The sequence below is a fragment of the Arcobacter sp. s6 genome, assembly GCF_040884245.1.
Lineage (GTDB): Bacteria > Campylobacterota > Campylobacteria > Campylobacterales > Arcobacteraceae > Aliarcobacter.
Genome location: NZ_JBEVTN010000018.1, coordinates 58,063 through 84,266, shown reverse-complemented (window position 1 = coordinate 84,266; position 26,204 = coordinate 58,063). Strand labels below are relative to the sequence as shown.

General features: G+C 26.7%; 30 protein-coding genes. 13 read left to right on the top strand and 17 right to left on the bottom strand.

Going from position 1 to position 26,204, the window contains the following annotated elements; genetic code table 11:
- Nucleotides 1–15: 15 nt before the first annotated feature.
- The gene (locus tag ABVS04_RS12120; RefSeq protein WP_368030996.1) at nucleotides 16–378 is read left to right on the top strand and encodes an HIT family protein; all 363 of its coding nucleotides are present in this window, start codon (nucleotides 16–18) and stop codon (nucleotides 376–378) included.
- A gap of 13 nt (nucleotides 379–391) precedes the next feature.
- Here the strand turns inward: ABVS04_RS12120 and ABVS04_RS12115 are convergent, their stop codons facing one another.
- The 3 genes from ABVS04_RS12115 to ABVS04_RS12105 all read right to left on the bottom strand — a co-directional run bounded on the left by ABVS04_RS12115 (nucleotide 392) and on the right by ABVS04_RS12105 (nucleotide 3,014).
- Nucleotides 392–1,318 (bottom strand): exopolyphosphatase, encoded by a 927-nt coding sequence (locus tag ABVS04_RS12115; RefSeq protein ID WP_368030995.1) that lies wholly within the window; start codon nucleotides 1,316–1,318, stop codon nucleotides 392–394.
- A 124-nt stretch (nucleotides 1,319–1,442) separates the two neighbouring features.
- Nucleotides 1,443–2,510 (bottom strand): 3-isopropylmalate dehydrogenase, encoded by a 1,068-nt coding sequence (leuB, locus tag ABVS04_RS12110; RefSeq protein ID WP_368030994.1) that lies wholly within the window; start codon nucleotides 2,508–2,510, stop codon nucleotides 1,443–1,445.
- 3 nt (nucleotides 2,511–2,513) lie between these two features.
- Nucleotides 2,514–3,014 (bottom strand): 3-isopropylmalate dehydratase small subunit, encoded by a 501-nt coding sequence (locus ABVS04_RS12105; RefSeq protein ID WP_368030993.1) that lies wholly within the window; start codon nucleotides 3,012–3,014, stop codon nucleotides 2,514–2,516.
- A gap of 174 nt (nucleotides 3,015–3,188) precedes the next feature.
- Between ABVS04_RS12105 and rpoD the strand changes: the two genes are divergently transcribed.
- Nucleotides 3,189–5,075 carry an RNA polymerase sigma factor RpoD gene (gene rpoD / locus ABVS04_RS12100; protein WP_368030992.1) on the top strand — a complete coding sequence of 629 codons (1,887 nt, stop codon included), beginning with the start codon at nucleotides 3,189–3,191 and terminating at the stop codon, nucleotides 5,073–5,075.
- Between the two features lie 4 nt (nucleotides 5,076–5,079).
- Nucleotides 5,080–5,760, top strand: coding sequence for a hypothetical protein (locus tag ABVS04_RS12095; protein ID WP_368030991.1), 681 nt, complete (start codon nucleotides 5,080–5,082; stop codon nucleotides 5,758–5,760).
- Nucleotides 5,761–5,772: 12 nt separating this feature from the next.
- Here the strand turns inward: ABVS04_RS12095 and ABVS04_RS12090 are convergent, their stop codons facing one another.
- From ABVS04_RS12090 to hemL, 4 genes are all read right to left on the bottom strand, one after another.
- Nucleotides 5,773–6,318, bottom strand: coding sequence for a hypothetical protein (locus ABVS04_RS12090; RefSeq protein ID WP_368030989.1), 546 nt, complete (start codon nucleotides 6,316–6,318; stop codon nucleotides 5,773–5,775).
- Nucleotides 6,305–6,625 (bottom strand): AtpZ/AtpI family protein, encoded by a 321-nt coding sequence (locus ABVS04_RS12085; RefSeq protein ID WP_368030988.1) that lies wholly within the window; start codon nucleotides 6,623–6,625, stop codon nucleotides 6,305–6,307. The genes ABVS04_RS12090 and ABVS04_RS12085 overlap by 14 nt, the downstream gene beginning before the upstream one ends.
- Before the next feature lie 12 nt (nucleotides 6,626–6,637).
- Entirely contained in the window at nucleotides 6,638–6,955 is a 318-nt protein-coding gene (locus tag ABVS04_RS12080; protein WP_368030987.1) for a pyrimidine/purine nucleoside phosphorylase, read from the bottom strand.
- A 123-nt stretch (nucleotides 6,956–7,078) separates the two neighbouring features.
- On the bottom strand, nucleotides 7,079–8,362 hold the full coding sequence (gene hemL / locus ABVS04_RS12075) for a glutamate-1-semialdehyde 2,1-aminomutase (protein ID WP_368030986.1): 1,284 nt from the start codon (nucleotides 8,360–8,362) through the stop codon (nucleotides 7,079–7,081).
- Between the two features lie 49 nt (nucleotides 8,363–8,411).
- Here hemL and ABVS04_RS12070 point away from each other — a divergent pair, with 49 nt between their 5' ends.
- Both ABVS04_RS12070 and ABVS04_RS12065 read left to right on the top strand, forming a co-directional pair.
- On the top strand, nucleotides 8,412–9,185 hold the full coding sequence (locus ABVS04_RS12070; RefSeq protein WP_368030985.1) for an energy transducer TonB: 774 nt from the start codon (nucleotides 8,412–8,414) through the stop codon (nucleotides 9,183–9,185).
- An 8-nt stretch (nucleotides 9,186–9,193) separates the two neighbouring features.
- A complete protein-coding gene (locus tag ABVS04_RS12065) occupies nucleotides 9,194–9,898 on the top strand; it encodes a hypothetical protein (RefSeq protein WP_368030984.1) in 705 nt (234 codons plus the stop codon).
- Between the two features lie 57 nt (nucleotides 9,899–9,955).
- Here the strand turns inward: ABVS04_RS12065 and ABVS04_RS12060 are convergent, their stop codons facing one another.
- Nucleotides 9,956–11,062: an FtsW/RodA/SpoVE family cell cycle protein gene (locus tag ABVS04_RS12060; protein ID WP_368030983.1), complete on the bottom strand. Its 1,107-nt coding sequence runs from the start codon at nucleotides 11,060–11,062 to the stop codon at nucleotides 9,956–9,958.
- Between the two features lie 19 nt (nucleotides 11,063–11,081).
- Here ABVS04_RS12060 and ABVS04_RS12055 point away from each other — a divergent pair, with 19 nt between their 5' ends.
- The 8 genes from ABVS04_RS12055 to ABVS04_RS12020 all read left to right on the top strand — a co-directional run bounded on the left by ABVS04_RS12055 (nucleotide 11,082) and on the right by ABVS04_RS12020 (nucleotide 18,614).
- The gene (locus ABVS04_RS12055; protein WP_368030982.1) at nucleotides 11,082–12,068 is read left to right on the top strand and encodes an RluA family pseudouridine synthase; all 987 of its coding nucleotides are present in this window, start codon (nucleotides 11,082–11,084) and stop codon (nucleotides 12,066–12,068) included.
- On the top strand, nucleotides 12,016–13,293 hold the full coding sequence (locus ABVS04_RS12050; RefSeq protein ID WP_368030981.1) for a fibronectin type III domain-containing protein: 1,278 nt from the start codon (nucleotides 12,016–12,018) through the stop codon (nucleotides 13,291–13,293). The genes ABVS04_RS12055 and ABVS04_RS12050 overlap by 53 nt, the downstream gene beginning before the upstream one ends.
- 8 nt (nucleotides 13,294–13,301) lie before the next feature.
- The gene (trmB, locus tag ABVS04_RS12045) at nucleotides 13,302–14,495 is read left to right on the top strand and encodes a tRNA (guanosine(46)-N7)-methyltransferase TrmB (RefSeq protein ID WP_368030980.1); all 1,194 of its coding nucleotides are present in this window, start codon (nucleotides 13,302–13,304) and stop codon (nucleotides 14,493–14,495) included.
- Nucleotides 14,492–15,154: a cell division ATP-binding protein FtsE gene (locus ABVS04_RS12040; protein WP_368030979.1), complete on the top strand. Its 663-nt coding sequence runs from the start codon at nucleotides 14,492–14,494 to the stop codon at nucleotides 15,152–15,154. The genes trmB and ABVS04_RS12040 overlap by 4 nt, the downstream gene beginning before the upstream one ends.
- Complete coding sequence (locus ABVS04_RS12035; RefSeq protein WP_368030978.1) at nucleotides 15,141–15,959, top strand: cell division protein FtsX; 819 nt, start codon at nucleotides 15,141–15,143, stop codon at nucleotides 15,957–15,959. The genes ABVS04_RS12040 and ABVS04_RS12035 overlap by 14 nt, the downstream gene beginning before the upstream one ends.
- The gene (locus tag ABVS04_RS12030) at nucleotides 15,952–17,274 is read left to right on the top strand and encodes a murein hydrolase activator EnvC (RefSeq protein WP_368030977.1); all 1,323 of its coding nucleotides are present in this window, start codon (nucleotides 15,952–15,954) and stop codon (nucleotides 17,272–17,274) included. The genes ABVS04_RS12035 and ABVS04_RS12030 overlap by 8 nt, the downstream gene beginning before the upstream one ends.
- Nucleotides 17,274–17,726 carry a YaiI/YqxD family protein gene (locus ABVS04_RS12025; RefSeq protein WP_368031012.1) on the top strand — a complete coding sequence of 151 codons (453 nt, stop codon included), beginning with the start codon at nucleotides 17,274–17,276 and terminating at the stop codon, nucleotides 17,724–17,726. Before ABVS04_RS12030 ends, ABVS04_RS12025 begins: the two co-directional genes overlap by 1 nt.
- A gap of 78 nt (nucleotides 17,727–17,804) precedes the next feature.
- Nucleotides 17,805–18,614 carry a DUF234 domain-containing protein gene (locus ABVS04_RS12020; protein ID WP_368030976.1) on the top strand — a complete coding sequence of 270 codons (810 nt, stop codon included), beginning with the start codon at nucleotides 17,805–17,807 and terminating at the stop codon, nucleotides 18,612–18,614.
- Here the strand turns inward: ABVS04_RS12020 and ABVS04_RS12015 are convergent.
- The 9 genes from ABVS04_RS12015 to ABVS04_RS11975 all read right to left on the bottom strand — a co-directional run bounded on the left by ABVS04_RS12015 (nucleotide 18,611) and on the right by ABVS04_RS11975 (nucleotide 26,193).
- Nucleotides 18,611–20,446 carry an ATP-binding cassette domain-containing protein gene (locus ABVS04_RS12015; protein ID WP_368030975.1) on the bottom strand — a complete coding sequence of 612 codons (1,836 nt, stop codon included), beginning with the start codon at nucleotides 20,444–20,446 and terminating at the stop codon, nucleotides 18,611–18,613. The genes ABVS04_RS12020 and ABVS04_RS12015 overlap by 4 nt on opposite strands.
- Nucleotides 20,447–20,554: 108 nt before the next feature.
- Nucleotides 20,555–20,926 (bottom strand): STAS/SEC14 domain-containing protein, encoded by a 372-nt coding sequence (locus tag ABVS04_RS12010; RefSeq protein WP_368030974.1) that lies wholly within the window; start codon nucleotides 20,924–20,926, stop codon nucleotides 20,555–20,557.
- A 138-nt stretch (nucleotides 20,927–21,064) separates the two neighbouring features.
- The gene (locus tag ABVS04_RS12005; protein ID WP_368030973.1) at nucleotides 21,065–22,252 is read right to left on the bottom strand and encodes a tetrahydrodipicolinate N-succinyltransferase N-terminal domain-containing protein; all 1,188 of its coding nucleotides are present in this window, start codon (nucleotides 22,250–22,252) and stop codon (nucleotides 21,065–21,067) included.
- A gap of 81 nt (nucleotides 22,253–22,333) precedes the next feature.
- Nucleotides 22,334–24,181 (bottom strand): primosomal protein N', encoded by a 1,848-nt coding sequence (locus ABVS04_RS12000; RefSeq protein ID WP_368030972.1) that lies wholly within the window; start codon nucleotides 24,179–24,181, stop codon nucleotides 22,334–22,336.
- Nucleotides 24,182–24,649 carry a prepilin-type N-terminal cleavage/methylation domain-containing protein gene (locus ABVS04_RS11995; RefSeq protein WP_368030970.1) on the bottom strand — a complete coding sequence of 156 codons (468 nt, stop codon included), beginning with the start codon at nucleotides 24,647–24,649 and terminating at the stop codon, nucleotides 24,182–24,184.
- Complete coding sequence (locus ABVS04_RS11990) at nucleotides 24,615–24,824, bottom strand: hypothetical protein (RefSeq protein WP_368030969.1); 210 nt, start codon at nucleotides 24,822–24,824, stop codon at nucleotides 24,615–24,617. Before ABVS04_RS11990 ends, ABVS04_RS11995 begins: the two co-directional genes overlap by 35 nt.
- Nucleotides 24,817–25,017, bottom strand: coding sequence for a hypothetical protein (locus ABVS04_RS11985; protein ID WP_368030968.1), 201 nt, complete (start codon nucleotides 25,015–25,017; stop codon nucleotides 24,817–24,819). Before ABVS04_RS11985 ends, ABVS04_RS11990 begins: the two co-directional genes overlap by 8 nt.
- Nucleotides 25,018–25,070: 53 nt before the next feature.
- Entirely contained in the window at nucleotides 25,071–25,481 is a 411-nt protein-coding gene (locus tag ABVS04_RS11980) for a TerB family tellurite resistance protein (RefSeq protein ID WP_368030967.1), read from the bottom strand.
- Nucleotides 25,482–25,545: 64 nt separating this feature from the next.
- Nucleotides 25,546–26,193: a MarC family protein gene (locus ABVS04_RS11975; RefSeq protein ID WP_368030966.1), complete on the bottom strand. Its 648-nt coding sequence runs from the start codon at nucleotides 26,191–26,193 to the stop codon at nucleotides 25,546–25,548.
- Between the last annotated feature and the right edge of the window lie 11 nt (nucleotides 26,194–26,204).

Genomic DNA, 26,204 nt, shown 5'->3' with positions numbered 1-26,204 from the left:
AATAAAAGGCCTATTTTGTCAATACTTTATAAAAATGAACTAATAAAAATTGAAATAGAAACATCGGAAATTCCATGGTTAAAAATTTTTACTATCGAAGAAATAAAAGAATTTTCACATTGTAATGAAAAAACAAAACAAGAAATCTGGAAATATTTAGATTTAATTGAAAAAGAGATGATATCTTTTTTCCAACCTGAAAAAATAAATATCGCTTCTTTTGGAAACTATGTTCCTCATGTTCATTTTCATGTAATGGCAAGATTTAAAGAAGATTCATATTTTCCAGAACCGATGTGGGGGAAAAAACAAAGAGATGCAAATTTGACTTTGCCCTCTTTTGAAGAGTTTTATGAGATCATAAAAAAGAAGTTTTAAAAACTTCTTTTATTTATCCATCTTGATTGATTTTTTTGATAATTTCATCCAATATAACTTCTGCACTATCATTATCAACTTGACAACCACCAGCAGCTTTATGTCCACCACCATCATATTTAAGCATTAATTCACCAACATTTGTATTTGATGATTTATTTATAATTGATTTTCCAACACTAAAAGCTACTTTTTCATTATCTTTAGCATGCATTATATGAATAGAAATATTTTGTTTTGGATTCATAGCATATACCATAAATCTATTTCCAGGCCATATTGTTTCAATATCTCTATAATCAATAATTAGTAAATTATCTTTTATTGTAGTAATCTGTTTTAACTGTTCTTTAAATTCATTTTCATATTTAAAATATAAATCAACTCTTTCTTTAACATCTGGAAGTTCTAATATTTCATCAATATTATGTCTTGCACAATATTTTATTAAATCCATCATTAATTGATAGTTTGAAATTCTAAAATCTTTAAATCTTCCTAATCCTGTTCTTGAATCCATTATAAAACTTAATAATGCCCAAGCTCTCGGATTTAAAATATCATCTTCAATAAAATCAGCACTATCCGCTTTATTAGCTCCGTTCATCATACCTGTGAAATATCCTGGAAAAACTTCATCTCCACCATAATAATCAAAAACTACTTGAGCAGCACTTGGAGCATTTGGATCTATTATATGATTATCTTTTTTCCCATTTCTTAATGTTTCAGAAAAATGATGATCAAAAGCTAAGTAAACTCCTTCAACATAAGGAAGGTTTGTAGTTATATCATTTCTTTTAACTTCTACTTTTCCATCTTGCATGTCTTTAGGATGAACAAATACTACTTCATCAATAATATCTAAATATGTTAGTAATGTACCACATACTAAACCATCCATATCACTTCTAGTAATTAATCTATGCTTTTTTTTCATATGAGAAAATCCAATTTTTTAGTTTATGTTATCACAAAAAATTATTTTTTGCAATAAAATTGATTTAAATTTTAATGTATTGTAGTTAGTGAGAGAATAATAAAGAAAGCAAGTGCTTTCTTTATTATTTATTTATATACTTAGCTATTAAATCACCCATTGCAGTTGTATTTAAAACTTCCTTAGCATCATAACCTGCTAAATCTTTTGTTCTATATCCATCTTTTAATACAGCTTTTATTGCATCTTCTATTAAATCTGCTGCTTTAATTTCATTTAATGAGTATCTTAACATCATTGCTGCACTTAAAATTGTTGCTATTGGATTTGCTATTCCCATTCCTGCAATATCAGGTGCTGATCCATGAATTGGTTCATAGATTGCTGTTTTATCTCCTGTTGAAGCTGAAGGTAAAAGTCCAATAGAACCCACAACCATTGAAGCTGTATCAGAAAGAATATCACCAAAAATATTTCCAGTTACAATAACATCAAATTGTTTTGGGTTTCTTACAAGTTGCATAGCTGCATTATCTACATACATATGTGAAAGTGCAACTTCTGGATAATCTTTTGATAATTCATTCATAGTATCTCTCCAAAGTTGAGAAACTTCTAATACATTTGCTTTATCAACAGAACAAACTCTTTTATCTCTTTTCATTGCAAGTTCAAATGCTTGTTTACCTATTCTTACAATTTCAGGTTTTGTATAAACCATTGTATTATAAGCTTTAAATCCATCATTTGCTCTTGGTTGACCAAAGTAAATTCCACCAATTAATTCTCTAACAACCATAATATCGCAACCTTGAATTACTTCAGGTTTTAAAGTTGAAGCATTAACAAGTTCATCATAAACAATAGCAGGTCTTAAATTTGCATAAACACCCATCTCTTCTCTAAACTTTAAAAGTCCAGTTTCAGGTCTTAACTCTCTTGGTAATGTATCCCATTTTTCACCACCAATAGAACCAAATAAACAAGCATCAGAATTTAAAACACCCGTAACTGTTTCAACTGGAAGTGGAACACCTGTAGTATCAATAGCAATACCACCCATTAAGTATTCTTTATAAGATAAAGTAAAATCACATTTTTTTGCAACTGAATTTAATACTTTAATTGCTTCATCTACGATCTCTGGACCTATCCCATCACCTTTGATTACTGATATATTATAGTTTTTCATTATTTAGTTAGCCTTTTTCATTTCAGATTTTGCAAAGTTTATTAAACCACCTGCTGCAATTAATTCTTGCATAAAAGGAGGAATAGGAATAAATTTGTAAGTTTTTTTAGTTGTGTTATTTGTAATTTCACCATTATCTAAATTAATAGAAATATTTTCACCCTCTTTTATTTCTAATGATTCAGGTAATTCAAAAATTGGTAAACCCATATTAAATGCATTTCTGTAGAAAATTCTAGCAAAAGAAGGAGCAACAACAGCAGCAACTCCTGCAGCTTTTAAAGCGATTGGAGCATGTTCTCTACTTGATCCACATCCAAAGTTTTCACCTGCAACTATAATATCACCTCTTTGCAGTTTTTTAGGAAAATCAGGATCTGCATCTTCCATAACATATTTTGCTAAATGCTCAGGGTCTGAACTATTTAAATATCTTGCAGCAATAATAACATCTGTATCTATGTTAGCGCCAAAATTCCATACTTTTCCAGTAATTGTATTCATATTTTATGTCCTTGAATTTAATAAATTTTAAAAATCATTAAATGAGTATTTTCAGAAAAAATGCATTTTAGCGAATTTTTTAGTAATATTTGTTTAAATAGTTTTTTTTAATGGAATATTTAAGTAATTTGGGTATAATATCCAACCATCTTACGAAGAGGATTTCCTAATACAATGAGTGTAAAAGATATAAATAAAGTTATCGAACAACTGGTAAAAGAGTATAAAGATTCGGTACTTACTTACGAAAAAATTATTAAAATCTTCCCAAAAGCACCTTCTGGTCCAAACATAAAAAAACTTTTAGCATTAATTCAATTATGTAACGTAACTGTAATTAGTTCGCAAGAACAAGCAAAAAGAATGAATGCAGAAGAAGCTAAAAAAAGAAGAGAATTAAGAGAAAAGTTAATTGAGAATGAAGATGACGTTTACGATTTATTGAAAAATAAAGAGTTATTAGAATGGTCTAGATCGGATTCTCCAGTTAGAATGTATTTACGAGAAATGGGTCAAATCCCATTACTTACTAAAGAAGAAGAGATTGAAATATCTAAAAAAATTGAAATGGGTGAAGATATTATTCTTGATGCTATTTGTTATGTACCATACCTAATAGATTTTATCTTAGAATATAGAGAACCTTTAGTAAATAGAGAAAGAAAAGTAAAAGAACTATTTAGAAATTTTGATGATGATGATTCTGATGGTGATGATGAAGAAGATGATTCTGATGATGATTCTGATGATGATTCTGATGATGAAAATATAGATGATTCTGATGATGAAAAAGTTGGTGGTAAAAAGCAAAAAAAACTTGATAAAAGAGCTCAAACTATCATTGAAGCATTTAAAATTCTAGAAAAAGCTAAAAAAGATTGGCTTAAATTTTCAGCAAAAGAAACTGCAAAATCTGATGATGAAGTAGATCAAATGACTTTTAATTTAGCTGTTGCTTTCAAAAAAAGAATTTTAAAAGAAGCATTACTTGATTTAGGACCTACTTCTAAATTAATTACTGAAATTGTAAAAGCAATGGAAACTGCTTTAAAATCTGATACAGGTTTTGATGGTGAATTAAAAAGATTAGAATATAAATTACCTTTATTTAATGATACCTTATTAAAAAATCATAAAAAGATTTTAGATAATATTGTTAATTTATCAAAAGCACAAATTACTTCTATGGTTCCTGAAGCTACTATGGTTTCTTCTTATATGGAAATCAAAAAACTTTTCCAAACAAAAGAAGCATCTAAAGGTGGATTTGATTTAACACCTGAAGAGTTGAAAGATGTTCTTGAACAAATCAAAAGAGGTAAACAAATTACTGATACTTCTAAAACAAGAATGGCAAAATCAAACCTTAGACTTGTTGTATCTATTGCAAAAAGATATACAAATAGAGGTTTACCATTCTTAGATTTAATTCAAGAAGGTAATATTGGTCTTATGAAGGCTGTTGATAAATTTGAGTATAAAAAAGGTTATAAATTCTCAACTTATGCAACATGGTGGATTAGACAAGCAATTTCTAGAGCAATTGCAGATCAAGCTAGAACCATTAGAATTCCTATACATATGATTGAAACTATTAATAGAATTAATAAAATCATTAGAAAAGGTATTCAAGAAAATGGGAAAGAGCCTGATGTGGATGAAATCGCAAAAGAAGTAGGACTTCCTGTTGATAAAGTAAAACAAGTAATCAAAATCACTAAAGAGCCTGTATCTTTAGAAGCTCCTATTGGAAGTGATGATGATGGTAAATTTGGAGATTTCGTTCCTGATGAAAAAGCTCCAACACCTGTTGATAATATAATGAAAGAGGATTTACAAGGTCAAATTGATCAAATATTAGGTCAATTAAATGAGAGAGAACAAGCTGTTATCAGAATGAGATTTGGTCTTATGGAAGATGCAAGTGATAGAACACTAGAAGAGATTGGAAAAGAACTTTCTGTAACAAGAGAAAGAGTAAGACAAATTGAATCTAGTGCTATTAAGAAATTAAAGCATCCAAAAGTAGGTAAAAATCTGAAAAATTACGTAGAAAGTTAGAATTATGAGTTTCTTCGAAGAGTGGATTGAATTAGATTTAAATCCAATATTATCTTTTTCATCTACTTCAAAGATAATTTATTCTAATTCTGAAGCACAATTTTTATTAAATAGAATAAAACAAAAAGAACTTTTTGATTTAGCTCTTAGTTATGCTCCAAAAACTTTTGGAGCACAAACTTCGTATATAGACTTAAATATCAAAAATTACACTTTTTATGCAATAACTGTTATGTATGAAAATGAAGATGAAATTCATATGAAACTATATAAAAGTGCAATGGTAAAGAAAGAGAATACTCTTAATATTAAAAATATCAATGTAACAAATATTTTCACATTAGTTGATCTAGCTATTTCAACAAGTAAAATAAAAACTGATATTAATTTTATTAAGAATTATGATCCTTCTATCCCTGAATTTAAGTTAGATGCTAGTTCATTTATAAAAACTTTAAATCAGATTTTTGATGCCTTTAAAGGTAATAAAAATGTTTCATGTTCTATATTACTTAAAATTGGTGAATACATTAAAATTGATGAAAAGAAGTATTCATTAATTAGTGTAGAAATTTCTACTGATAAAGAAAATGATTTTTCTTCTTTAAATATCAAAGAAAACAACTCATTTATTTTAACAAAAGATGATAATAAAATAACTATAGATTTACCTCTAATTCTTTAAAATTTTCAAAGCTTATTTTATAAGCTTTGAAAACAAAACTCCAATTGGAACTATTCCTAATCCAAGAATAAATGCAAGTGGTAAAAAGATACCATTATTATTTAAAGCAAAAAAACCAAATACTAGTACTCCATAACCTAGTATACGATAAATAGATAAAAAGCCCCCTGCTGAGAAGAGTGTGTTTTTAAAAGTATTTTTCTTTACCTTTGACTTTTCATCATTTATAATTTCTTTAATTTTTTCAGGAGTTAATTCACTTTCAGGAATCTCTTCATATTCAGTATATAAATCATAAGGATCATCTATTTCATCAATTTTATCTCTATCGAATGATTGATTAGATTGTGTCATATCAAGATTTGATATTCTATTTTGAATATTTCTTTTATAGGATAAAAAAGTAGCAATTGTAATAAATAAAGATGAAACAAAAGCAACCTGAGAGTTTAAAAACCATAAATTATTTTGAAAGATCAAAGCATAAAGAACAATACAAAGGTCTAAAAGAATAAAGACCTTTGCAAACTTCAAAATTTCTGGATTAATCTTCTTCATCAAAAGATTTATCTCCATGTTTTGCTCTATATGCATATCGAGGATCATTCTCCATTCCTTCATATACTTTTTGAGCTCTTTTATATGCCCTATAAATATTTAAGATTGCTGCTGCTATTCCCCATGCAATTCCTAGCCATAAAGTCCATGTGTATCCAGTGAATTGCTTTAATCCATATCCTATACCAAAACCTATTATAAGTGCTGCGACAATAGATATTCCTAAAGATAAACTATCAAGTGCAACTATCTTATCTTGATGTTTTGGTTTTTCTTCTTTTTCTTCATTGTTTATATTATCTGTCATAACAAACCAAAACTATGCTAAATAAGTACAACAATAATCTGTTATTTCTAAAACTTTTATTTCAAAAGAACAATTAGCTGGAACTTCAAAATATTCTCCACCGTTAATAGTCTCCCAATTACTATCACCACAAGCAATTAATATTTCAACCTTACCTGAAATTATTTCCATATGTTCAGCCTCTTTTGTACCAAAAGTATACTCTCCGGGCATCATAATACCTAAAGATTTTTTTACTCCATTTTCATCTACAAAACTTCTACTTGTAACTTTTCCATCAAAATAAACATTTGCTTTTTTTGTTAATTCTACATTTTTGATTGTTGGCATTTTTATTCCTTTTTAGAAGTCCCTTCTAAAATGGGACCTTAAATATTAAATTTCTTTTAACGCTATAGCAAAGCTAAAGCTAAAGAAACAAACTCTAAAAAGAACAACGAGTTGTTCTTTAAACTATAAATTTTTCATAACTTCATCAGCTGCACTAATGCAAGCATCAATATCATCATTTGTTATTTTAGTACAAATAAATCCAGCTTCATATTGTGAACAAGCAAAATAGAAACCTCTTTTTAACATTTCGTGGTGAAATGTAGCAAATCTTTTGAAATCACAAAAAGTTGATACTTCTTTGAAATTTATTGGCATCTTATCAGCAAAGAAAAATCCAAACATACTTCCTCTTGTATCTACTTGTAAACCAATATTATTTGAAGTGGCTACTTGTTTTAATCCATTTACTAATTTAAGTGCTTTTTCATTTAACTCTTCATAAACAGAAGGATTTGCTTTTAATTTTCGAAGACTTACAAGTCCTGCTGCCATTGCAACTGGATTTCCACTTAAAGTTCCTGCTTGATAAACTGCACCATCTGGACTTAAATGTCCCATAATTTCTTTATTAGAAGCAAATGCGCCAACGGGCATTCCAGCGCCTATTACTTTCCCAAAAGTAATAATATCGGCTTTTGTATTTAAGATTCCACTAGCTCCTGTTAAACTTGCTCTAAACCCTGTCATAACTTCATCAAAAATTAATAATGCACCATTTGCATTACATAATTCTCTACAAGCTACTAAAAATTCTTCACTAGCTGGAACTAATCCCATATTTCCTGCTATTGGTTCAATAATAATACAAGCAATATCTGAACTATCTTCAAAACATTTTTTTAAATTTTCAATATTATTATATTCACAAAGCAAAGTATGTTTTGTTAAATCAGCTGGAACTCCTGGACTACTTGGACTTCCAAAAGTAGCCATTCCTGAACCTGCTTGAACTAATAATGAATCAGAATGTCCATGATAACAACCTTCAAACTTTAGTATGTCATTTTTTCCTGTTACTCCACGTGCTAATCTAATTGCACTCATTACAGCCTCAGTTCCAGAACTTACAAATCTAACTTTATCGATATAATCATACATCTCAACAATTTCATTTGCTAATTGAGTTTCAAGAATAGTTGGAGCACCAAAAGATAAACCTTTTTTTGCAGTTTCAATAACAGCATTTTCAATATCTTTATCACAATGACCAAAAATAAGTGGTCCCCAAGACTGTACAAAATCCAAATATTTATTTCCATCTATATCGAATAAATAAGCACCCTCACCTCTATCTATAAAAGGTGGTGTTCCTCCTACACTCTTAAAAGCACGAACAGGGGAATCAACTCCTCCTGGTATTACTTTACAAGCTTCTTCATAAGCTTTAATTGATTTATCAAACATTCACATTCCTATTAATCATTTATTATGATAATTGTACTATAATCGCGCTATGAAAATTATTATCTTGGCCCTTATTATCTCAATATCTTTGCATTTCCTTGCATTTTATAAATACAAGGATAAAGAATTTATTGAAAATAAACAAAAAGATGAAATTTTAGAAAAAAAATCAGATGTTAAATTTGTAAAATTAAAGAAAAAAGAGATTATAGAAGAGAGAATAAAAGACCTAGAAATTGAAAAAAAACAAGAAATTAAAAAGAATGAAGAAATTAAAAAAGTAGATAAATTAGCAGAGCCTAAACCGCAAAAGAAAGAAATATCTAAAAAAGAAACAAAGCAAATTGATGTTGCTAAATCAAAAGATTTTCAAGAAAAAATACTAGAAGAACAGATTGTTAAAAAAGACAATTCTTTACAAAATAACATTTTGGAAAATTTTTTATCACAAAAAGAGCCCATAAATAAAGAGATTCTAAGCGAACTTGAAAAATTATATGGAGAAGAGTATAAAACCTTTACAAAAGTTCAAAAAGCTTACTTAGAAAATAATCTTAATAATTTTCAAGTAATAACTCAAAGAGTTTTAACAAGATTAGGTTATCCTCCTCTTGCAGCAAAATTAAAAATTGGTGGAGCAAATGTTGTTGAATTTATGTTTCATCCAGATGGAAGTATAACTAATCTGAAAATTACAAACTCATCTGGTTATGAAGTTTTTGATAAATATTCTTTAGAGTTAATAGAAATTGCATATAAGGATTATCCAAGACCTTCAACATCTACAAAGTTAAAATTTAATGTTAGATATCAATTGTATTAAGGCTATTCATGAATAAAATAAAAAACTACTTTAAAAATTTATTAGAAGGAAAAATTCCACTTTTTATAGCATTTTGGTTTTGGTTTATTTTTATTTCTTTTTTTATAGAAGTATTTTTTCAAATTGAATCTTTAAATAATACTTTTTATGAAACAAATTACTCTCAATTATTATTATATATATTTATTCTTATATATTCTATAATAATATTTATAATTATCTTTAGAAGTGCCAATAGATATAAAGGCTCAAAAGTATGGTCTTTTCTTTCAAAAACCATAATAACTATTAATTTATTTCTTTCATTAAGTTATTCAATAGATATAATAAAATTTTATTTTCTAGAAGATTATGCAATTGAAAAAGAAATAACAGATTTTAAAAAGAATTTACCTATGCAAGTTGATTCTGTAAGTATTTTAATAGATATTTATAAAAAAAATAAAACGATTTTTTATAATTACCAACTATTTAATGTTTCTTTAAATGAAGAAAAAGATAAAAATAGATTTAAAAGACAAATTCAGAATTCACTTTGTGAAGATGAAGTTAGTTTAAGTTTATTAAAAAAAGATTATATTTTAGATTACGAGTATATAAATGAAAAAGAAGAAAAAGTTATTAATATTCAAACTAAAAAAGAAAATTGTGGAAATTCAATTTATGATTTAGAGATTTTAAACGAAGTTTTAAAAAAACAAAGAATGAACTAATTCATCACATATACAAAAGAAATCTAAAGATTAGATTATTAATAAGAGTTTATCTAACTACAGTTTTCTTTCATAATTGTATAAATTCATATATCTAAATGCTAATAAATTTTCTAAAATAGCAAAAGTAACTATAAAATTAATAAAAGAACTTCCTCCATATGAAAAAAATGGTAAAGGAATTCCAACAACAGGAGCAAAACCAATAACCATCAAAATATTAATACTCATATTAAAAAAAATCAAAAGCCCCAAACCTGAGGCAAAAGCCCTAACTATATAATCATCTTTAAAAAAATAATTCATAGTTAATAAATGCATAATAATTAATAAATATAAAAATATTAATCCAATAGCACCTAAAAATCCATATCTTTCTACAAAATATGCAAAAATAAAATCACTTGTGGCAATAGGTAAAAACTTTAATTGAGTTTGAGTAGCATCTTCACTTAATTTTCCTGTTAATCCACCTGAACCAATTGCAATAATTGATTGCTGAACATGATAACTAGGCTTTTCAGAAATAAAGTCTGTAATTCTTTTTTTCTGATAATCTTTAATTAAATATGTATAAATAAAAGGTGATGCAATACCAACAACGATAATAATAGTTGCCCATATCTTCCAATTTACTCCTATTATAAATAATATCCCATAACCAACAAATAATAACACTAAAGCTGTACCTAAATCAGGCTCTTTTGCAATTAATATAAAGGGTAATAAAATATAAAATGAGAAATATATAAAGTCTAGGATTTTATATCCATTTTTAGGAGGTGGTCTTTGTTGTATTAAATATCCCAACATTAAAATAAAAATAGGTTTTATTAGTTCTGAAGGTTGGATTGTTGTACCAAGTATTGGAATATGTATCCATCTTTGAGCACCAAGTTTTGAAATACCTACAAATTCAACAGCCACTAATAATGCTATACCAATCCAGTATAATGTGGGAATCATTCTTAATTTTTTTCTTATAGGTAAAATAAATACTACAAAGAATGCAAAAAAAGAAATAGAGTAATAAAATAATTGCTTATTAGCTAATTGTTCGTTTGTTTCACCAATTAAATGGTATGATAAGAATATCAATGGTAAAACAAATATTATTAACAAATAATCAAAATGGGAAATAATTCTTTTATCAAATAAACGCATAGTGAAAGAGTATCTAAATATGGATAAAAATTTTATTGTAAATGAAGAAAATAGACTGGATAAATTTCTTGCATCACAAATTGATGCCTCAAGAAATCAAATTGAACAATTAATCAAAAAAAAATATGTAAAAGTTGATGATAAAGTAGTAAGCAAGACAAGCTATAAATTAAAAGAAAATCAAAGTATTGATGTTCACTTTCCAGAAGCTGAACTTAATCCAATAAAAAATGAAGATTTTGTTAAAGAATCTTTAAAAGACAAAGATATCGAAATTATTTATGAAGATGAACATATTTTAGTTGTAAATAAGCCTTATAATCTAACAGTTCATGATGCACCAAGTGTAAAAGATGCAACACTAGTAGATTGGTTAAAATTAAAGAAAATCTCTCTATCAACAATTAGTGGAGAAGAAAGACATGGAATTGTTCACAGACTTGATAAAGGGACAAGTGGAGTCATGGTTGTTGCAAAATCAAATGAGGCACACCTAGGATTATCAAAACAATTAGAAGATAAATCAATGGGAAGATACTATGTGGCAATTGTTGATATGCCTTTAAAAGAGAATGTTATCATTGAAAAACCAATAGGAAGAAATCAAAATAATAGACTGAAAATGTCAATTGAAGTAAATGGAAGAAATGCAAAATCAGCTTTTTCAAAAATTGCATTAAGTGATAATGAAAAATTTGAATTAATTGCAGCAAAATTGTATACGGGAAGAACTCATCAAATAAGAGTTCACTTAAGTTCGATGAATAGGCACATACTTGGGGATAATTTATATGGTTTTAAGGGCGAATTAAATAAAATAAATAGATTTTATTTGCATGCTTATTATCTTTATTTAACTCACCCAATAACAAATAAGCAAATGAGTTTCAAAGCAAATCTACCAAAAGATATAAATGAATTTTTAAATAAAAATTTTCAAAAGGATAATACTGATGATAAACTTAATGAAAGCTACATCATTAACAGCTTTACTACTTCTATTTAGTGGTTGTAATAACGTATTTGATAATTTAAATACTCCTACTGCACCAAAAATAAATGACGCAATTGAAGTTGTTGATTTTAACTCTATAAAATCAATTCCAGATATTGTATCTATTGGTTTTGAATGGCAAAAGGTAAATGATCCAAAAGTAATTGGATATAATTTTTATAGAACTGATTTACAAAAAGATGGAAAAACTCTTAAGTTAGTAAAGTCAATTGATAATAGATATGCTACTCATTATGTTGATAAAGATTTAGAACCAAATACTAAATATGCGTATCAAATATCTGCAAAAATTGCTGATGGAAGTGAATCAAGAACCACAGAAGCATACATAGTACAAACTCTTCCTAGAATTGTTCCTGTTAGTTTTGCACAAGCAATATCTGAATTGCCAAATAGAGTTAAACTACTATGGCGACCACATCCAGATAAAAGAATTCAATATTATAGAATTGAAAAATACAATGATACTATAAACGAATGGATTCATTTAAAAACTGTAGAACAAAGATTACAAGTTGAATATATTGACACAGGTTTAGATAATAATGCAACTTATAAGTATAGAATAAAAGCATTTACTTTTAATGATGTAGAATCAGCTCCAACAGCTACTCTTGTTGGAAAAACAAAAGCTTTACCAAGAGATGTTTCAAATATCAATGTAACAAACAATCTTCCAAAAAAGATTAATATAACATGGAATGCATCTCCGACAAGCGACATAATAGCTTATGAAATTCATAGAAGCTCATATAGTGTATTAGGTTTTAGCAAAGTAGCTACTGTAAATGCAGATGTTTTAGAATATACAGATAGTATAAATGATGATGGAAGATCTTATTACTATAAAGTAATCGCAATTGATAAAGATCATTTAGAAAGTAAATTTAATATGGATCCAAAAAAAGGAAGTACTTTAGGTCAACCTAAAAAGCCCATATTAACACTTGCACAAATCCAAGGAAATAGAGCTATTTTAAACTGGAAAGCTGGTGATGAAAGAGCAATTTCATACAATGTTCAAAAAAGAATAAAAGTTAACTTTTTTGAATATAAAACTGTAAATATTAACAATATAAATGATTTAAGATTTGAAGATACAGATATTTTAAGTGGAGTTGAGTATAAATATTCAGTTCAAGCAAATGGTGAATTTGGATTAGTATCTGAAAGAACTGATGAAGCATCATTAACAATACCTAAATCAAAACAATAAGAAGATAAATGCCACATATAGTATTTGAAAGAAAAGAATTAATAACTACCCCATCACAAAAAGATGGAGTAGATTTTGAATTTATAGCAAAGTCATATAATTTCACTCAAAAAACAAGAAAAACTGAATATAGAATTGCATTAAAAAATCAAGGAAAAGAGTTTTTACTATCTTTAAAACCAAAAGATGAAAACTTTATGATAAAAGCAGATAAAGTTACAAGATTATCTCCTGTTACGCTAGTTAAAAACGCTTTAAATGCTTATGTAAGTCTAAATAATGCAAACGTATTATTTTCGAATACACATAATTTAAAACTAAAAGATGAATCTAAAAGTGAATATTTAAAAGATATTAATTATTTTGTTGATGAGTTTAATACTGAAAAAGAAATACAAATAGAAATAGGATTTGGAAGTGGAAGACATCTTTTGCACCAAGCAAAAGCAAATCCAAATATCCAATTTGTAGGTCTTGAAATTCATTATCCATCAATAGAACAGTTATTAAAACAACTTGAGCTTCAGAATATAACAAATGTTTTAGTTGTAAATTATGATGCTAGACTTTTTATGGAATTTATAGAATCAAATAAAGTTGGAAAGATTTTTGTGCATTTTCCTGTTCCTTGGGATAAAAAACCCCATAGAAGAATTTATTCAAATGAGTTTGTAAATGAAGCGCTAAGAGTGCTTAAAGTTACAGGAACACTTGAACTTAGAACAGATAGTAGAAAATATTTTGATTACTGTACAGAGTTACTTACAAATCTTCCAAAAGGAAGAATTACAATTGATATTAATAAAGACTTAGCAGTATCAAGTAAATACGAAGATAGATGGAAGAAACAAGGTAAAAATATTTACGATGTTGTTTTAGAAGCACAAACACTTGATGCAAATATTAATTTAGATTTTAATTTTGATTTTGATTTTGAAGTAAATTTTGAAAGTACTATTAAAACAATTCCTACAAAATCTATAATAGAAAAAAACTATTTTATACATGTTGAAGAGCTTTATATTATTGAAGATATTAAAAATTCAGGACTTATAAAATTAACAATGGGAAATTTTGACAGACCTGTAACTAAATACTTACTTGTTAAAGAAGGCAAAGTATTTTATTACCAAGGAAATCCTCTTCCTACAAGTGCAAATATTGATGCACATAAAAAATTAAAAGAGATTTTAAGTAGATGATAGAAGCAAAAAATATTTATCTTTCATACGATGATAATAAATATATAATAAAAAAAGGTAATTTTACTATTAAACCAAAAGAGTTTATTTTTATTGGTGGAAACTCAGGAAGTGGTAAATCAACACTTTTGAAATCTTTTTATGGAGATATACCTTTAAAGCATGGTAGTTTGAAAATTGAAAACCAAGAAGTTTTTGGAATAAAAGGAAAAAAACTAAGAGTCCTAAGAAAAGATATTGGTATTATTTTTCAAGATTACAAATTAATAAGTGAATATACTATTGAAGAAAATATTATGGTACCACTTAAAATAAATGGTTATTCTCACGAAGTATCTAAAGATCAAGCTAATAAGCTATTAGCTCATGTTAGGCTATCTCATAGAGCAGGATATTATCCAAATGAATTAAGTGGTGGAGAGCAACAAAGAGTCGCTGTTGCACGTGCACTTGCTCATAATCCGAAAATAATCATTGCAGATGAGCCTACTGGAAATCTAGATGATTTTTCTGCTGAAGTTGTATGGAATTTATTAAAAGGTGCTAATGAACAATTAGGTATTACTATTGTTGTTGTAACACATAGAGTTCCTAAAAATCTTGGAATAAAATTTAGACAATTATCTATTGAGGATGGAATTATTTATGAAGTTTCTTAAAAATTTATTTGCTTTTTTAATTCCCCTACTTTCAATGTTAATTACTTTTTCAATATTTTTATTAATAAATAATGTAGTTGAAAACTATAAATCTAAAATTTCTCGAGACTATTCAATTGTAATAGTTACAAATTCACCTTTAGAAAAAGACTCAATAAATGAATTAGCAGGAATAAAAGTAGAAAAAATTCAATCTTTACCAAATGATAAAATTATCACAAGTATAAAATCTAGTTTATCTGATAATTCAATAGAGTTACTAAAAGAAAAACTTCCTAATTTTTATCAAATATACTTAGAAATATTCCCTACAAGTAGTGAATTAGAAGAGATTAAACAAACACTATTACAAAATAAAAATATTAGAAAAGTTGAAGTGTTTTACAAAAATCATAACCAAACTTACCTATTATTACTATTACTAAATAGTGTTTCATTTATACTATTTTGTATAATCACTCTATTTGCAATTATAATTATTGCAAAACAAATAAAACTATGGTTCCATGAGCATAGTGTAAAAATATCCATTTTAAGACTGCATGGTGCATCAATTCTTTATAGTGCCTCGTCTATTTTAAATTATGCATTATTAAGTTCTTTATTAGCATTTTTCATTTCTGCCTCATTTTTATTTTATGTTTCGCATAATATGACAGTATTATTTCCTTTAGAACTTCATGACATTATGGATATAGAAATAAATCTTACATTGGAATTGATGAAAATATTTTTATTATCATTTTGTATATCTATTTTTACAATATTTGGTGTATTACTAAAATATAAGATCAATAATGACTAAAATATTTTTTATATTGTTTTTAACAACAAATATAGTTTTTTCAGCCTCAAATATTGATAAGAAAATTGAGAAAAATAAACAAATTCTTGATTCTAGTGCAAAAAAAGAAGAAACTACATCTTTAAAAATCAAAGAATTAGCTGAAAAAATAGAATCACAAAATTCCAATATAATCAATCTTGAAAAAGATATAAAACAAGTTAATTCAGATATTGATGAACATCAAAAACTACTAGAAGATGCAAAAGAAAAACTTAATCAATTAAAATCTAAATCAACTGATCTTATAAAAGAAAAGACTAGTAATGAAGAACAAATTGTAAATACAATAATAGAAGAATTTTCAATATCAATAGCATTAAAACTAGCATCTGAGAATAGTTTACAAGAGTTAATTGATAGTGAAATATATACCCTTTTATCACAGCATTCAAAAGATAAAGTATTAAAATTGAATAATAATTATAACCTCTTATCTACTAATACTAAAAGTAATCAAAAAGATATTGAAAAAATTGCTTCATATATAGAAGATAGACAAAAAACAAAAGAAAAATTAACTAGTTTAAAACAAAAACATTCGAGTTCACTTGAAAATCTAGAAGAACAGCACAAATCTTATCAAGAAGAATTAAATAAAGTTGCAAAACAACAAGATTCATTAAAAAATCTTCTTGCGGAATTAAATATTTTAAAAGAAGAAGAAGAGAATAAAAAAGCTGAAGAAGAAAGAAAAGAAAAACTAGAAAAACTTTTAGCTCAAAAAAAAGCTGATTCCAAAAAAACTATAAGAGAAGAAGCTCAAGAAGAATCACAAAATGATGAAATTCAAACAGCAGAAGTTAGAAATCAAAGATATGCAAAAAATTTAAATTTAGATGTTAGAAAAATTGGTTCTTCTACCGATGGTATAAAAATAGTTAAATACAAAGGATCATCTACTATTGCTCCTTTAAAATCATTTAAAGTAGTTAAAAATTTTGGAACTTATTATGATCCTGTTTATAAAATAAAACTTTTTAATGAATCTATTGTACTAAAAAGCGATGAACCAAAAGCAAAAGTTGTTGCTGTTTTAAATGGAAAAGTAGTTTATGCTAAGAAAAATGCTGGAATGCTTGAAAATGTTGTGATTATTCAACATGAAGGTGGTCTTCATACTATTTATTCTCACTTAGATGAAATATCTCCTACTTTAGTTGTTGGAAAATGGATAAAACAAGGTTATGTAGTAGGACGTGTTGATGATAGTTTAATGTTCCAAGCAACTAAAGATTCATCTCATATAGACCCAAAAGACTTATTTAATATATGATGAAAATGTTTATTGATGGGGATGCTTTTCCAAATTTGCTGAAACCTATTGTTTTAAGAGCAATAGAGAAACAAAAAATAGATACACTCGTAGTTGCTAATAAAAAGATAAATATAGGTAAATCTAATCATATAGAATATATAATTGTAGATCTTGGTGCTGATGAAGCTGATGATAAAATAGTTGAAATGCTAAGTGAAAATGATCTAGTAATAACAGCAGATATTCCACTTGCTAATAGAACTATAGATAAAAATGCCCATGCAATTGATCACAGAGGTGCTATGTATACGAAAGATAATATAAAACAATACCTTGCAATTAGAAATCTAATGCAAGATATACGAGATAGCGGAGAGATTACTAAAGGTCCTGCTGCTTTTAATCAAAAAGATGCTCAACAATTTGCAAACTCTTTAAATAGTTTTTTGCAAAAATATAATAAAAATTAAGGATTTCCCATTATACTAATAGACCAATCAACAAAAAATCAATTTAGAATTTTTTGCAAAGAGAATAATATTCAAGATATGGAAATAGCTGTTAAATACTTTATAGTATTTGGTGGATTAGATATAAAAATAGATACATCAAAACCTCTATTAGAATTAATTGAAAAACATATTTTAAATGAATATATAGATCTTAGATATGAAATAAATTCAATAAGTGGTGGATACAAAGTTGACCATGCTATTTTAACAGGAATTGCCCAAGGTGATAGAAGAACAAACTCATCTTTTAAAAGAGCTTTTGTAAGCTTTGAAGAGGGAATGAAATGTGTTGAAAAATTAGTTGAAAAAGGTATTATTGAAATAGAATCATCACAACATCACATGGCTAAAAAAAGAGGTGATGATAAAATAGCTAAAAAACTTCTTTTTACAGCTCCTTTTTTAAGATTCTGGTTTGCTTTTATTTCTCCAATTTATAAAGGAATAAAAGAAAAAAATTATAAAGAATTTTATGAACTTTATGAAAATAAAGAAGCTGAATTTGGAAATTTTGTTTTCGAAGAATTAGCTATGGAATGTCTAAGAGATTCATTTATTGAAGATCCAATTAAACAGTTTGGTAAGTACTGGGATGATAAATGTGAAATCGATTTAGTAGCAAAAACAACATCAGGAAGAATAATTGCAGGAAATTGTAAATATATCACTTCTAAGTTAAAAAAGAATGAGCTAAATAAACTAAAAGATGACTGTACTTCAATAGATTTAAATCCTGATATTCTTGTTTTATTTAGTAAAAATGGATTTTCAAATGAATTAAAATCACAAAAAAATGAAACTTTAAGACTCTTTACAACGAAAAGTTTTAAGCTATTACTAGCTTAAACTTCGTTCATTCTTTTTTCAAATTCTTTATTTAACTCATCAAGTTTTGTTTGAGATACTTCAAGTGCTGAAAATTTAGTTTCTATTTCTTTTTCATATTTATTAATATTTTTTAAAAGTTCAATAGAGGCATTATTATCACCCTTATTTGTAGCTTTTGTTAATTCATTTTGATCATGGTCCAAAAGCTCTTCAAGTTTTGAGATTTCATTTTCAAGTTTTTCAACCTCTTTTTTAAGTGGAGCAGTTGCCTTTGATTTTTCAGCAACAATAGCAGCTCTTAATTTTTTACTCTCTTTTTTATTTACTTTTGGCTTATCTTTTGGTTTTTTTTGTTCCATTGAGTCATCTTCATCCCAACCAATTTTTTCTAAAAACTCATCATAAGTTCCATTAAAATAATCAGCTCCATCATTTGTAAATACAATTAATCTATCACAAACAGCTCTTAATAAATCTTCACTATGTGTTACAATAATACAAGAACCTTCAAAAGCTTTAATTGCATTCGTAAGAGCATCAATAGAATCCATATCAAGATGATTTGTAGGCTCATCTAGGAAAAGTAAATTTACATCTTTTGCTATAATTTTTCCAAGCATTACCCTTGATTTCTCGCCCCCTGATAATAAAGAAATTTTCTTTTTAGCATTATCTCCAGAAAACATCATTAATCCACAAATTCCTCGAATAGTTGATTCTGGAAGTTTTACATTAGTTGAATGAATTTCATCCATGATTGTATTATTTTTATTTAAATGCGAAATATTTGTTTGTCCGAAATGTCCAAAAACAGTACTTGTATGATAATCTACACTTCCTGTTAATTGTTTTAGCTCACTCGCTATTACATTTAATAAAGTTGATTTACCCTTACCATTTTTTCCTATTATTCCTAGTGTTTCACCTTTACTTAAAGCAAAAGTTATATCTTTAAATAAAATATTATTTTTGTTATAACCAAAACTTACATCTTTAACTTCAAGTAAATATTTGGCAGAAGTCTCTTTAAAATTAAAATTAAACTCTAAATTAGAGTCATATTGAAGATCTTCCATAACATCCATTTTTTCTAAAATTTTAACTTTTGATTGGGCAAGATTTGCAGTTGCTGCCCTTGCTTTATTTTTAGCAATAAATTCTTCAAGCTCTTTTATTTTTTTATCTTGAGCAATTTTTTGTTTTTCATAGTGTTCTTCATTACTAGCTAATAATTCATAAAATTTATGTGTACTTCCTTGAATCATAAATGCACTTTTTCTAATAATCCCCATAGTATGAGTACAAACACTATCCATAAAATCTCTATCATGGGTAATAAGTATAACTTCACCTTCAAAAGATTTTAAAAAGGCTTTTAGCCATCTAATAGATAAAATATCTAAATAGTTTGTAGGCTCATCTAGTAAAAGCATATTTGGTTCTGTTAAAAGAAGTTTTGCAAGATTTATTCTAATTTGAAAACCACCTGAAAACTCTTTTGGAGCTTTTTCTAAATCTTCTTGAGAAAAACCTAAACCAAATAAAATCTTTTCAGCTTTATAAACATTATATTTATCATCTTCACCTAAAGCAAGTGCTGTTTCATCTAATAATGTTTTTTCTGTAAAATCGAAATATTGTTTTAATGCACCTATTCTATAATTCTTAGGAATTGCAATTTCACCACTATCTGGTTGTTCTTCAGCTAATATTAATTTGAAAAGTGTTGATTTTCCACTACCATTTTTCCCTACTAAACCTACTTTATTTCCAGAATTTAATCTTAAATTTAATTCACTATAAAGTTCACTTGTGGGATAACTTTTTGATATGTTTATTAGTTCTATCATGATTCTTCTTTTTTTGTATTATTCTATTTTTTTGAGAATGGATTATACGATATAATGGGTTACATACTAATTAGAGATAGTGATAATATTTTTTAAACCTTTAATATCTTATTTTTTAGAAGTAATTATCCATTTTTTAGCTTTATCTAAATCAGCAAATTCAAAATGTTTAATTTGAGCTTGAATAAAATGTTTTCCAATATATTCTGTCACATCACCTATAATACTATTTGTAACTAATGCAACTTTTAATACTTTTTTATGGTGACCATCTATAAATTTTAAATGACTTATTAATGCTCCAAAAGAGTCCCATCCTGGGAATGTTTCCACGTAAACTATAATACCATTTAACTTTCCATGATTTTCAATAAAAGGATCAATTATATCTCTAGCAGAAGTAAAATCACCTTCACTTAATCTTCCATTTGGTTTTAATATTGCTATATATTCTTTCTCATTTAAATGTATTTGCATCATAATTTATCCTTTTAATAAACATTAAAATATCTATACTTAAATTATACTACTAAAACTTTATTTTTATCATATAAATTAAAAAAGGGTAAGAACTTTTAAGCTCTTACCCTTTTTATTATATTATTAAAATTTAAAAAACTAATGTAAATCAGCGTTTAATTTAACTTCTCTTGTAGATCTCATAGCAATTGTTTGACCTGTTGATGAATTTACTCTAAAGTGAACTCCATTTACTCCTTGGAAATCACTACCTTTCATAACAGTTGTAATTTCTTTTCCTGGATTAATCTCTTTTAATGCAGCAACTGCTTTTTCTGATAATGCAATTTTAGTTCCAGGTAAAATTGTAACACCAGCATCTAAAATACAACCATCACCGATAGCTGTTCCAGTACAAGAATTTGCACCTAATAATGTATTTTCTCCAATACTTACAGGTACTCCATCTGTTCCAGATAAAACTCCAAGAATAGAAGCTCCTCCACCAACATCGCTTCCAGCACCAACAACAGCACTTGAAGAGATTCTTCCTTCAACCATAACAGAACCTAAAGTTCCTGCATTGAAGTTAATATAAGCAGCACCAGGCATTACAGTTGTTCCAGCTGCTAATTGTGCTCCCATTCTAACTTTTGAAGTTTCTAAAATTCTTGTATTATCGGCAGGGATTATATGCTGTAAGAATCTTGGGAATTTATCAACCATATCTATAGTTGGGTATTTTCCTGATAATTTTAATACAATTTCATTTGCTCTTAACCAGTCAAGTTCAATTGGTTGATTTCCAACCCATGCGCAGTTGTGTAATTTTCCAAATGCACCTGTTAAATTAAGACTTCTTAGTGCTGCTTTTCCAGTTGAAAGTGCATAAAGTTTTAAATATACAGCTTCTGTACTTTCAGGTGCAGCATCTTCAAAAATAAATACAACTCTGTAATCATCACCAGATAATCCTGAATCAATAGGAAGTGATGCAAGCGTTGAAATAACTTGAACATTTTTATGTGCTTCACCTTTAGCTTCTGGAATAAATGGTCTAAAAGCTTCAATACAAGAAGTTAAAAATTCATCAGAAATTTTACATACTAATTCAGATTTTGAAGTATCAACATTTTCACCCGCTACTTTTAATGCATTTAATAATACAGCTGCACTTCCAAAATTTTCATTCCAATTTATTAAAGGGAAAGTTGCTTGTAGTATTTTATCTTTATTAATTTGTCCTCTATCTACTTTTGCAATACCAAATCCAATTGGATTTTTGTACCATGATTGTGATTGAATATCATCTACTAATTGTTTAAATTCATCTTTTGTATAAGCCATTAGTTCTCCTATTATTTTTGAGTATTGTACAACAAAGAAGACTAATTTTAGGTTAATTTATAAGAAGAAATTATAAATTTTTTAGTAAATTGTATCCATATCTATTGAAGCATTAGAGCTTTGTATTGAGTGTAAAGCTGTTAATAAAGCTTTTACATTTGAACTTCGCAGAATTATTTCATATCTATATTTATTTGCCATTTTAAAAATAGGACTTTGACCAAATCCAACAATTTCTATATCTTTGTTTAATTTTAAAATATTAACATAAGAGTCCATTTCATCTTTGATTTTAAGACCATTACTATGTGCGAAAGTTACCTTTGCCATTTTTAAAAATGGTGGATAAAGCTCTTGTCTAAATTCAAGTTCACTTTCTAAAAACTCCTGATAATTTGATTCATTTAAATAGTGATTAAAAAATTCTTCATTTTTTGTTTGAATTATAACTTCACCCTCACCTTTTCTTCCACTTCGACCTGAAATTTGAATAAGAAGTGATAGTGCTTTTTCCCTTGATTTATAAGAGTTCATATTTAAAACAGAATCAATTCCAAGAACCACTGCAAGGCGAACATTATGATAATCATGACCTTTTGAAAGCATTTGCGTTCCAACTAAAATATCAATTTCACCTTTATTAAACTCATTTAATATTGTTTTTAATTGATTATTTGTTTTTATTTTATCCCTATCAAATCTTTTTATAACTTTATGTGGAAAAATCTCTTTTAATTCCTCTTCTATTTGAGCAGTTCCAACTCGTAAGTTATGAATTATTCCACTATGACAAGAAGGACAAGAATCAGGAATTTGTTGGGCATAACCACAATAATGACATTTTAATGCTAAATCATTTTTATGTAAACTCATAGAAACAGAACAATATGGACACTCAACTGATTTTCCACAAGTTGTACAAATTTGATATTTAAAATTTGCCCTTGTTGGTAAAAATACAATTACTTGATTTCCACTGTTTATTGTATTTGCTATTTTATTTGTAATTTTTATAGATAAATTTGCATCACTTTCATCAAAACTATAAGTTTTTTTTGTAGTATGAAATGTTTCATTTAGTCTAAAAAATGGTATTTTATGAAAAGAACTAGCACTTACAGTTGCACTTCCTAAAACAAGTTGAATATCAAATTTTTTTGCAATATAAATACATAAATCTTTTGTATGAAATCTAGGCTTAGAATCACTCTTATAAGACTCATCATGCTCTTCATCTACAACAATCACACCTAAGTTTGAATATGGTAAAAATAAAGCAGATCTAGCTCCAGCAACTAGTTTTATACTACCTTCTTGTAATCCTTTTAATATTTCAATTTTTTTCTTTGCTGTGATTTTTGAGTGCCAAATAGCTACACTTTTATCAAATACTTTTTCTAATCTTTTTTGCATTTGAGGAGTTAGAGAAATTTCAGGCATTAATAAAATTGCTTGTTTATTTCCATTTAAATGCTCTTCTATTATTTTTATATAAACCTCTGTTTTACCTGCACCTGTGTCTGCAAATAATAAAGCTTGTTTTTTTTTCTTTAAAAATTCTTTTGCTTCTTCTTGAGGAGAAGATAAAACTATTTTACTATCAAATCTTATTTCATCATCTTGTTTTTTTATTAATTTTGAAAAAGGATGATAAACACTTAAGGCCTCACCCAAAGAGCACACATAATATTGAGATACAAAATGTGCAGTTTGAAGCATCATTTCATCATAATATTCATTTGATATTTCAGAAATATCTGTACATTTAAAACTTGGTTTTTCAACTTGTTTTATAACAATAGCTTCATTTAATACTTTTCTATTTTGTAGTTTTACTAAAACTTTTGTGCCTAATTTTATTTCTTCTTCACTTTTATAAGTAAGATTATTTAATGGCGATTTTAATAATGCCAATTCATAATAAAACAACTATCTAATCTCCTTACATATCTCTTCTACACTTTTACAAACTAATTTTTCATCTTCAAAAGAAAATAAAATAGATTTTGAAGATGAAAGATAAAACTCATAAGAGTTATTTGAGTTTTTACTCCACTTTCCTAGTTCTTTTTCTTTTGTATCAGTAGAAACAATTGAAAAATCTATTACATTTGTAAATAATTTTTCATTAATTTTATCACTACTACTATTATCTAAGTTTTCTACTTCTTCACCATTTGATAAAAGTATATTTTTTGTTTTTGATTGTTCGATTCCATTTTGTATTAAAGATAAATCTGATTTTAGAATAGATAAATTTGAAGTATAATTTATATTATTGTATTTTGGCACAGCAAAAGAAGTTATGATTACAAGTAAAATAATTGCAATTATAATTTCTAAAAGAGAAAAGCCTTTGATTTTAGAACCTTGATAATTTGTTTGTGATATCTTCAACATCTTTTTTAAAAATATTATACTCTTGAGATAATCTTATATAAGCTGCTAACAAATCCCTAGTATCATTATTTTTACTTAAATCTAAATATTTACTTAGCTCTTTATATATTTTTTCATCAACATTAATAGTATAGGCCATATTATTTATATGAAATGTAACTTCTTTATTCACCTTTTCGTGCCTTTATCAATGTTAATGTACTATCAATTCTTAAAAACATATCTTGATTATTTCTAATTAATTCATCATTGTCATTTTTAACCCTGTCTAATTCCTGAGTTAATGCTTGATTTTCCAATTTTAACTTTTCATAATCATGAATTAATTTATCAATTTTATTATTTAATGTTTCTATTATTTCCATAAAAAGATTTTATCTAAAATTTCCTAGGTTTCGAACATAAATTATAGTGATAATTATATTTTTTTCTCATTTATAAAGATTTTTGCTACTTCATACAACATTGCAACTGATTTTCCCCATTGTGAATAATCATTTACATCTTCAATATTAATGCCAAAATTTTGTGAAATTTGTTTCATTAGCTTTTGTTCATTCAAATTAAAAGTATGATCAATATGAATTAAAATCATTAATTCAAGAATAACAATTCTCTTACTTTTTTCTGATTTAAAATCTTTTAAAATTCCATCTAAACTAAAATTTTCACTATCAAAAGAGTCTAAATTCTCAATTCCCATTTCTGTACAATATTCAAGTAAAATTTCTTCTTCTCTTGGTCCGTAATTATTATCTACACGAGCAAGATAATGAGCTAGTTGTAAAAAAGAGAATTTTTCTTTTGATTGTAATTTCATTAATAACATTATAATTATTCCTATTTGTATATTTTATTATTGTAGTAAAATTAGGTTAACAAGGAATAAACAGCTATCTACCTAAGAAAGGAAATACTGTTAACAATCCTGAAATAATAAATTCTACTGAGATTGAAGCTAGTAATAATCCCATTATTCTTGAGATTATATTTAATCCTGTAATTCCAAGTCTTTTGGAAATATAGCTTGACATCTTTAAAGTTAGATAAATATAAGAAGAAATTGCAATTATAATTATACTCATCATAAAAAGATGAAAAAGTGTATCAGATTTTTGAGAGAATATAATAATAGTTGATATTGCACCAGGTCCTGCAATTAGTGGAATAGCCAAAGGAACTACTGCAATTTCTTTTACATTTACGCTTTTTTTCTGTGCTTCTTTTAATTCACTTTTAGTATTTTTTGCTTTTGGGGTTTTTGCATTAATCATATTAATAGACATTAATAATAGCAAAATTCCACCTGCAATTTTAAAAGAAGAGATTGATATCCCAAAAATCAATAAAATATATTGCCCAATCCAAATAGAAACTAATCCAGCAATACAAGCAGCAATTGAAGCAGTTCTTGCTGTTTCATTCTTTTCTGTTGAGCTACTATGTGATGTCAATGAGACAAAAATAGGAATTGCTACAAAAGGTGAAAAAATTGACATTAGACCTATTGAAATTTGGATGTAATCAGAAAGAGTTAACAAGTTAAACTCTT

Coding starts and splice junctions, on each gene's coding strand:
- ABVS04_RS12015 (WP_368030975.1), bottom strand. CDS start 20,446: ATGATAGAACTAATAAACATATCAAAAAGTTATCCCACAAGTGAACTT.
- ABVS04_RS11985 (WP_368030968.1), bottom strand. CDS start 25,017: ATGGAAATAATAGAAACATTAAATAATAAAATTGATAAATTAATTCAT.
- ABVS04_RS12035 (WP_368030978.1), top strand. CDS start 15,141: ATGAAGTTTCTTAAAAATTTATTTGCTTTTTTAATTCCCCTACTTTCA.
- ABVS04_RS12055 (WP_368030982.1), top strand. CDS start 11,082: ATGGATAAAAATTTTATTGTAAATGAAGAAAATAGACTGGATAAATTT.
- ABVS04_RS12080 (WP_368030987.1), bottom strand. CDS start 6,955: ATGCCAACAATCAAAAATGTAGAATTAACAAAAAAAGCAAATGTTTAT.
- ABVS04_RS12095 (WP_368030991.1), top strand. CDS start 5,080: ATGAGTTTCTTCGAAGAGTGGATTGAATTAGATTTAAATCCAATATTA.
- ABVS04_RS12115 (WP_368030995.1), bottom strand. CDS start 1,318: ATGAAAAAAAAGCATAGATTAATTACTAGAAGTGATATGGATGGTTTA.
- rpoD (WP_368030992.1), top strand. CDS start 3,189: ATGAGTGTAAAAGATATAAATAAAGTTATCGAACAACTGGTAAAAGAG.
- ABVS04_RS12105 (WP_368030993.1), bottom strand. CDS start 3,014: ATGAATACAATTACTGGAAAAGTATGGAATTTTGGCGCTAACATAGAT.
- ABVS04_RS12065 (WP_368030984.1), top strand. CDS start 9,194: ATGAATAAAATAAAAAACTACTTTAAAAATTTATTAGAAGGAAAAATT.
- ABVS04_RS12090 (WP_368030989.1), bottom strand. CDS start 6,318: ATGAAGAAGATTAATCCAGAAATTTTGAAGTTTGCAAAGGTCTTTATT.
- ABVS04_RS11980 (WP_368030967.1), bottom strand. CDS start 25,481: ATGTTATTAATGAAATTACAATCAAAAGAAAAATTCTCTTTTTTACAA.
- trmB (WP_368030980.1), top strand. CDS start 13,302: ATGCCACATATAGTATTTGAAAGAAAAGAATTAATAACTACCCCATCA.
- ABVS04_RS12085 (WP_368030988.1), bottom strand. CDS start 6,625: ATGACAGATAATATAAACAATGAAGAAAAAGAAGAAAAACCAAAACAT.
- ABVS04_RS12030 (WP_368030977.1), top strand. CDS start 15,952: ATGACTAAAATATTTTTTATATTGTTTTTAACAACAAATATAGTTTTT.
- ABVS04_RS12010 (WP_368030974.1), bottom strand. CDS start 20,926: ATGATGCAAATACATTTAAATGAGAAAGAATATATAGCAATATTAAAA.
- ABVS04_RS12025 (WP_368031012.1), top strand. CDS start 17,274: ATGAAAATGTTTATTGATGGGGATGCTTTTCCAAATTTGCTGAAACCT.
- ABVS04_RS12070 (WP_368030985.1), top strand. CDS start 8,412: ATGAAAATTATTATCTTGGCCCTTATTATCTCAATATCTTTGCATTTC.
- ABVS04_RS12050 (WP_368030981.1), top strand. CDS start 12,016: ATGATAAACTTAATGAAAGCTACATCATTAACAGCTTTACTACTTCTA.
- ABVS04_RS12005 (WP_368030973.1), bottom strand. CDS start 22,252: ATGGCTTATACAAAAGATGAATTTAAACAATTAGTAGATGATATTCAA.
- leuB (WP_368030994.1), bottom strand. CDS start 2,510: ATGAAAAACTATAATATATCAGTAATCAAAGGTGATGGGATAGGTCCA.
- ABVS04_RS12040 (WP_368030979.1), top strand. CDS start 14,492: ATGATAGAAGCAAAAAATATTTATCTTTCATACGATGATAATAAATAT.
- ABVS04_RS12020 (WP_368030976.1), top strand. CDS start 17,805: ATGGAAATAGCTGTTAAATACTTTATAGTATTTGGTGGATTAGATATA.
- ABVS04_RS12060 (WP_368030983.1), bottom strand. CDS start 11,062: ATGCGTTTATTTGATAAAAGAATTATTTCCCATTTTGATTATTTGTTA.
- hemL (WP_368030986.1), bottom strand. CDS start 8,362: ATGTTTGATAAATCAATTAAAGCTTATGAAGAAGCTTGTAAAGTAATA.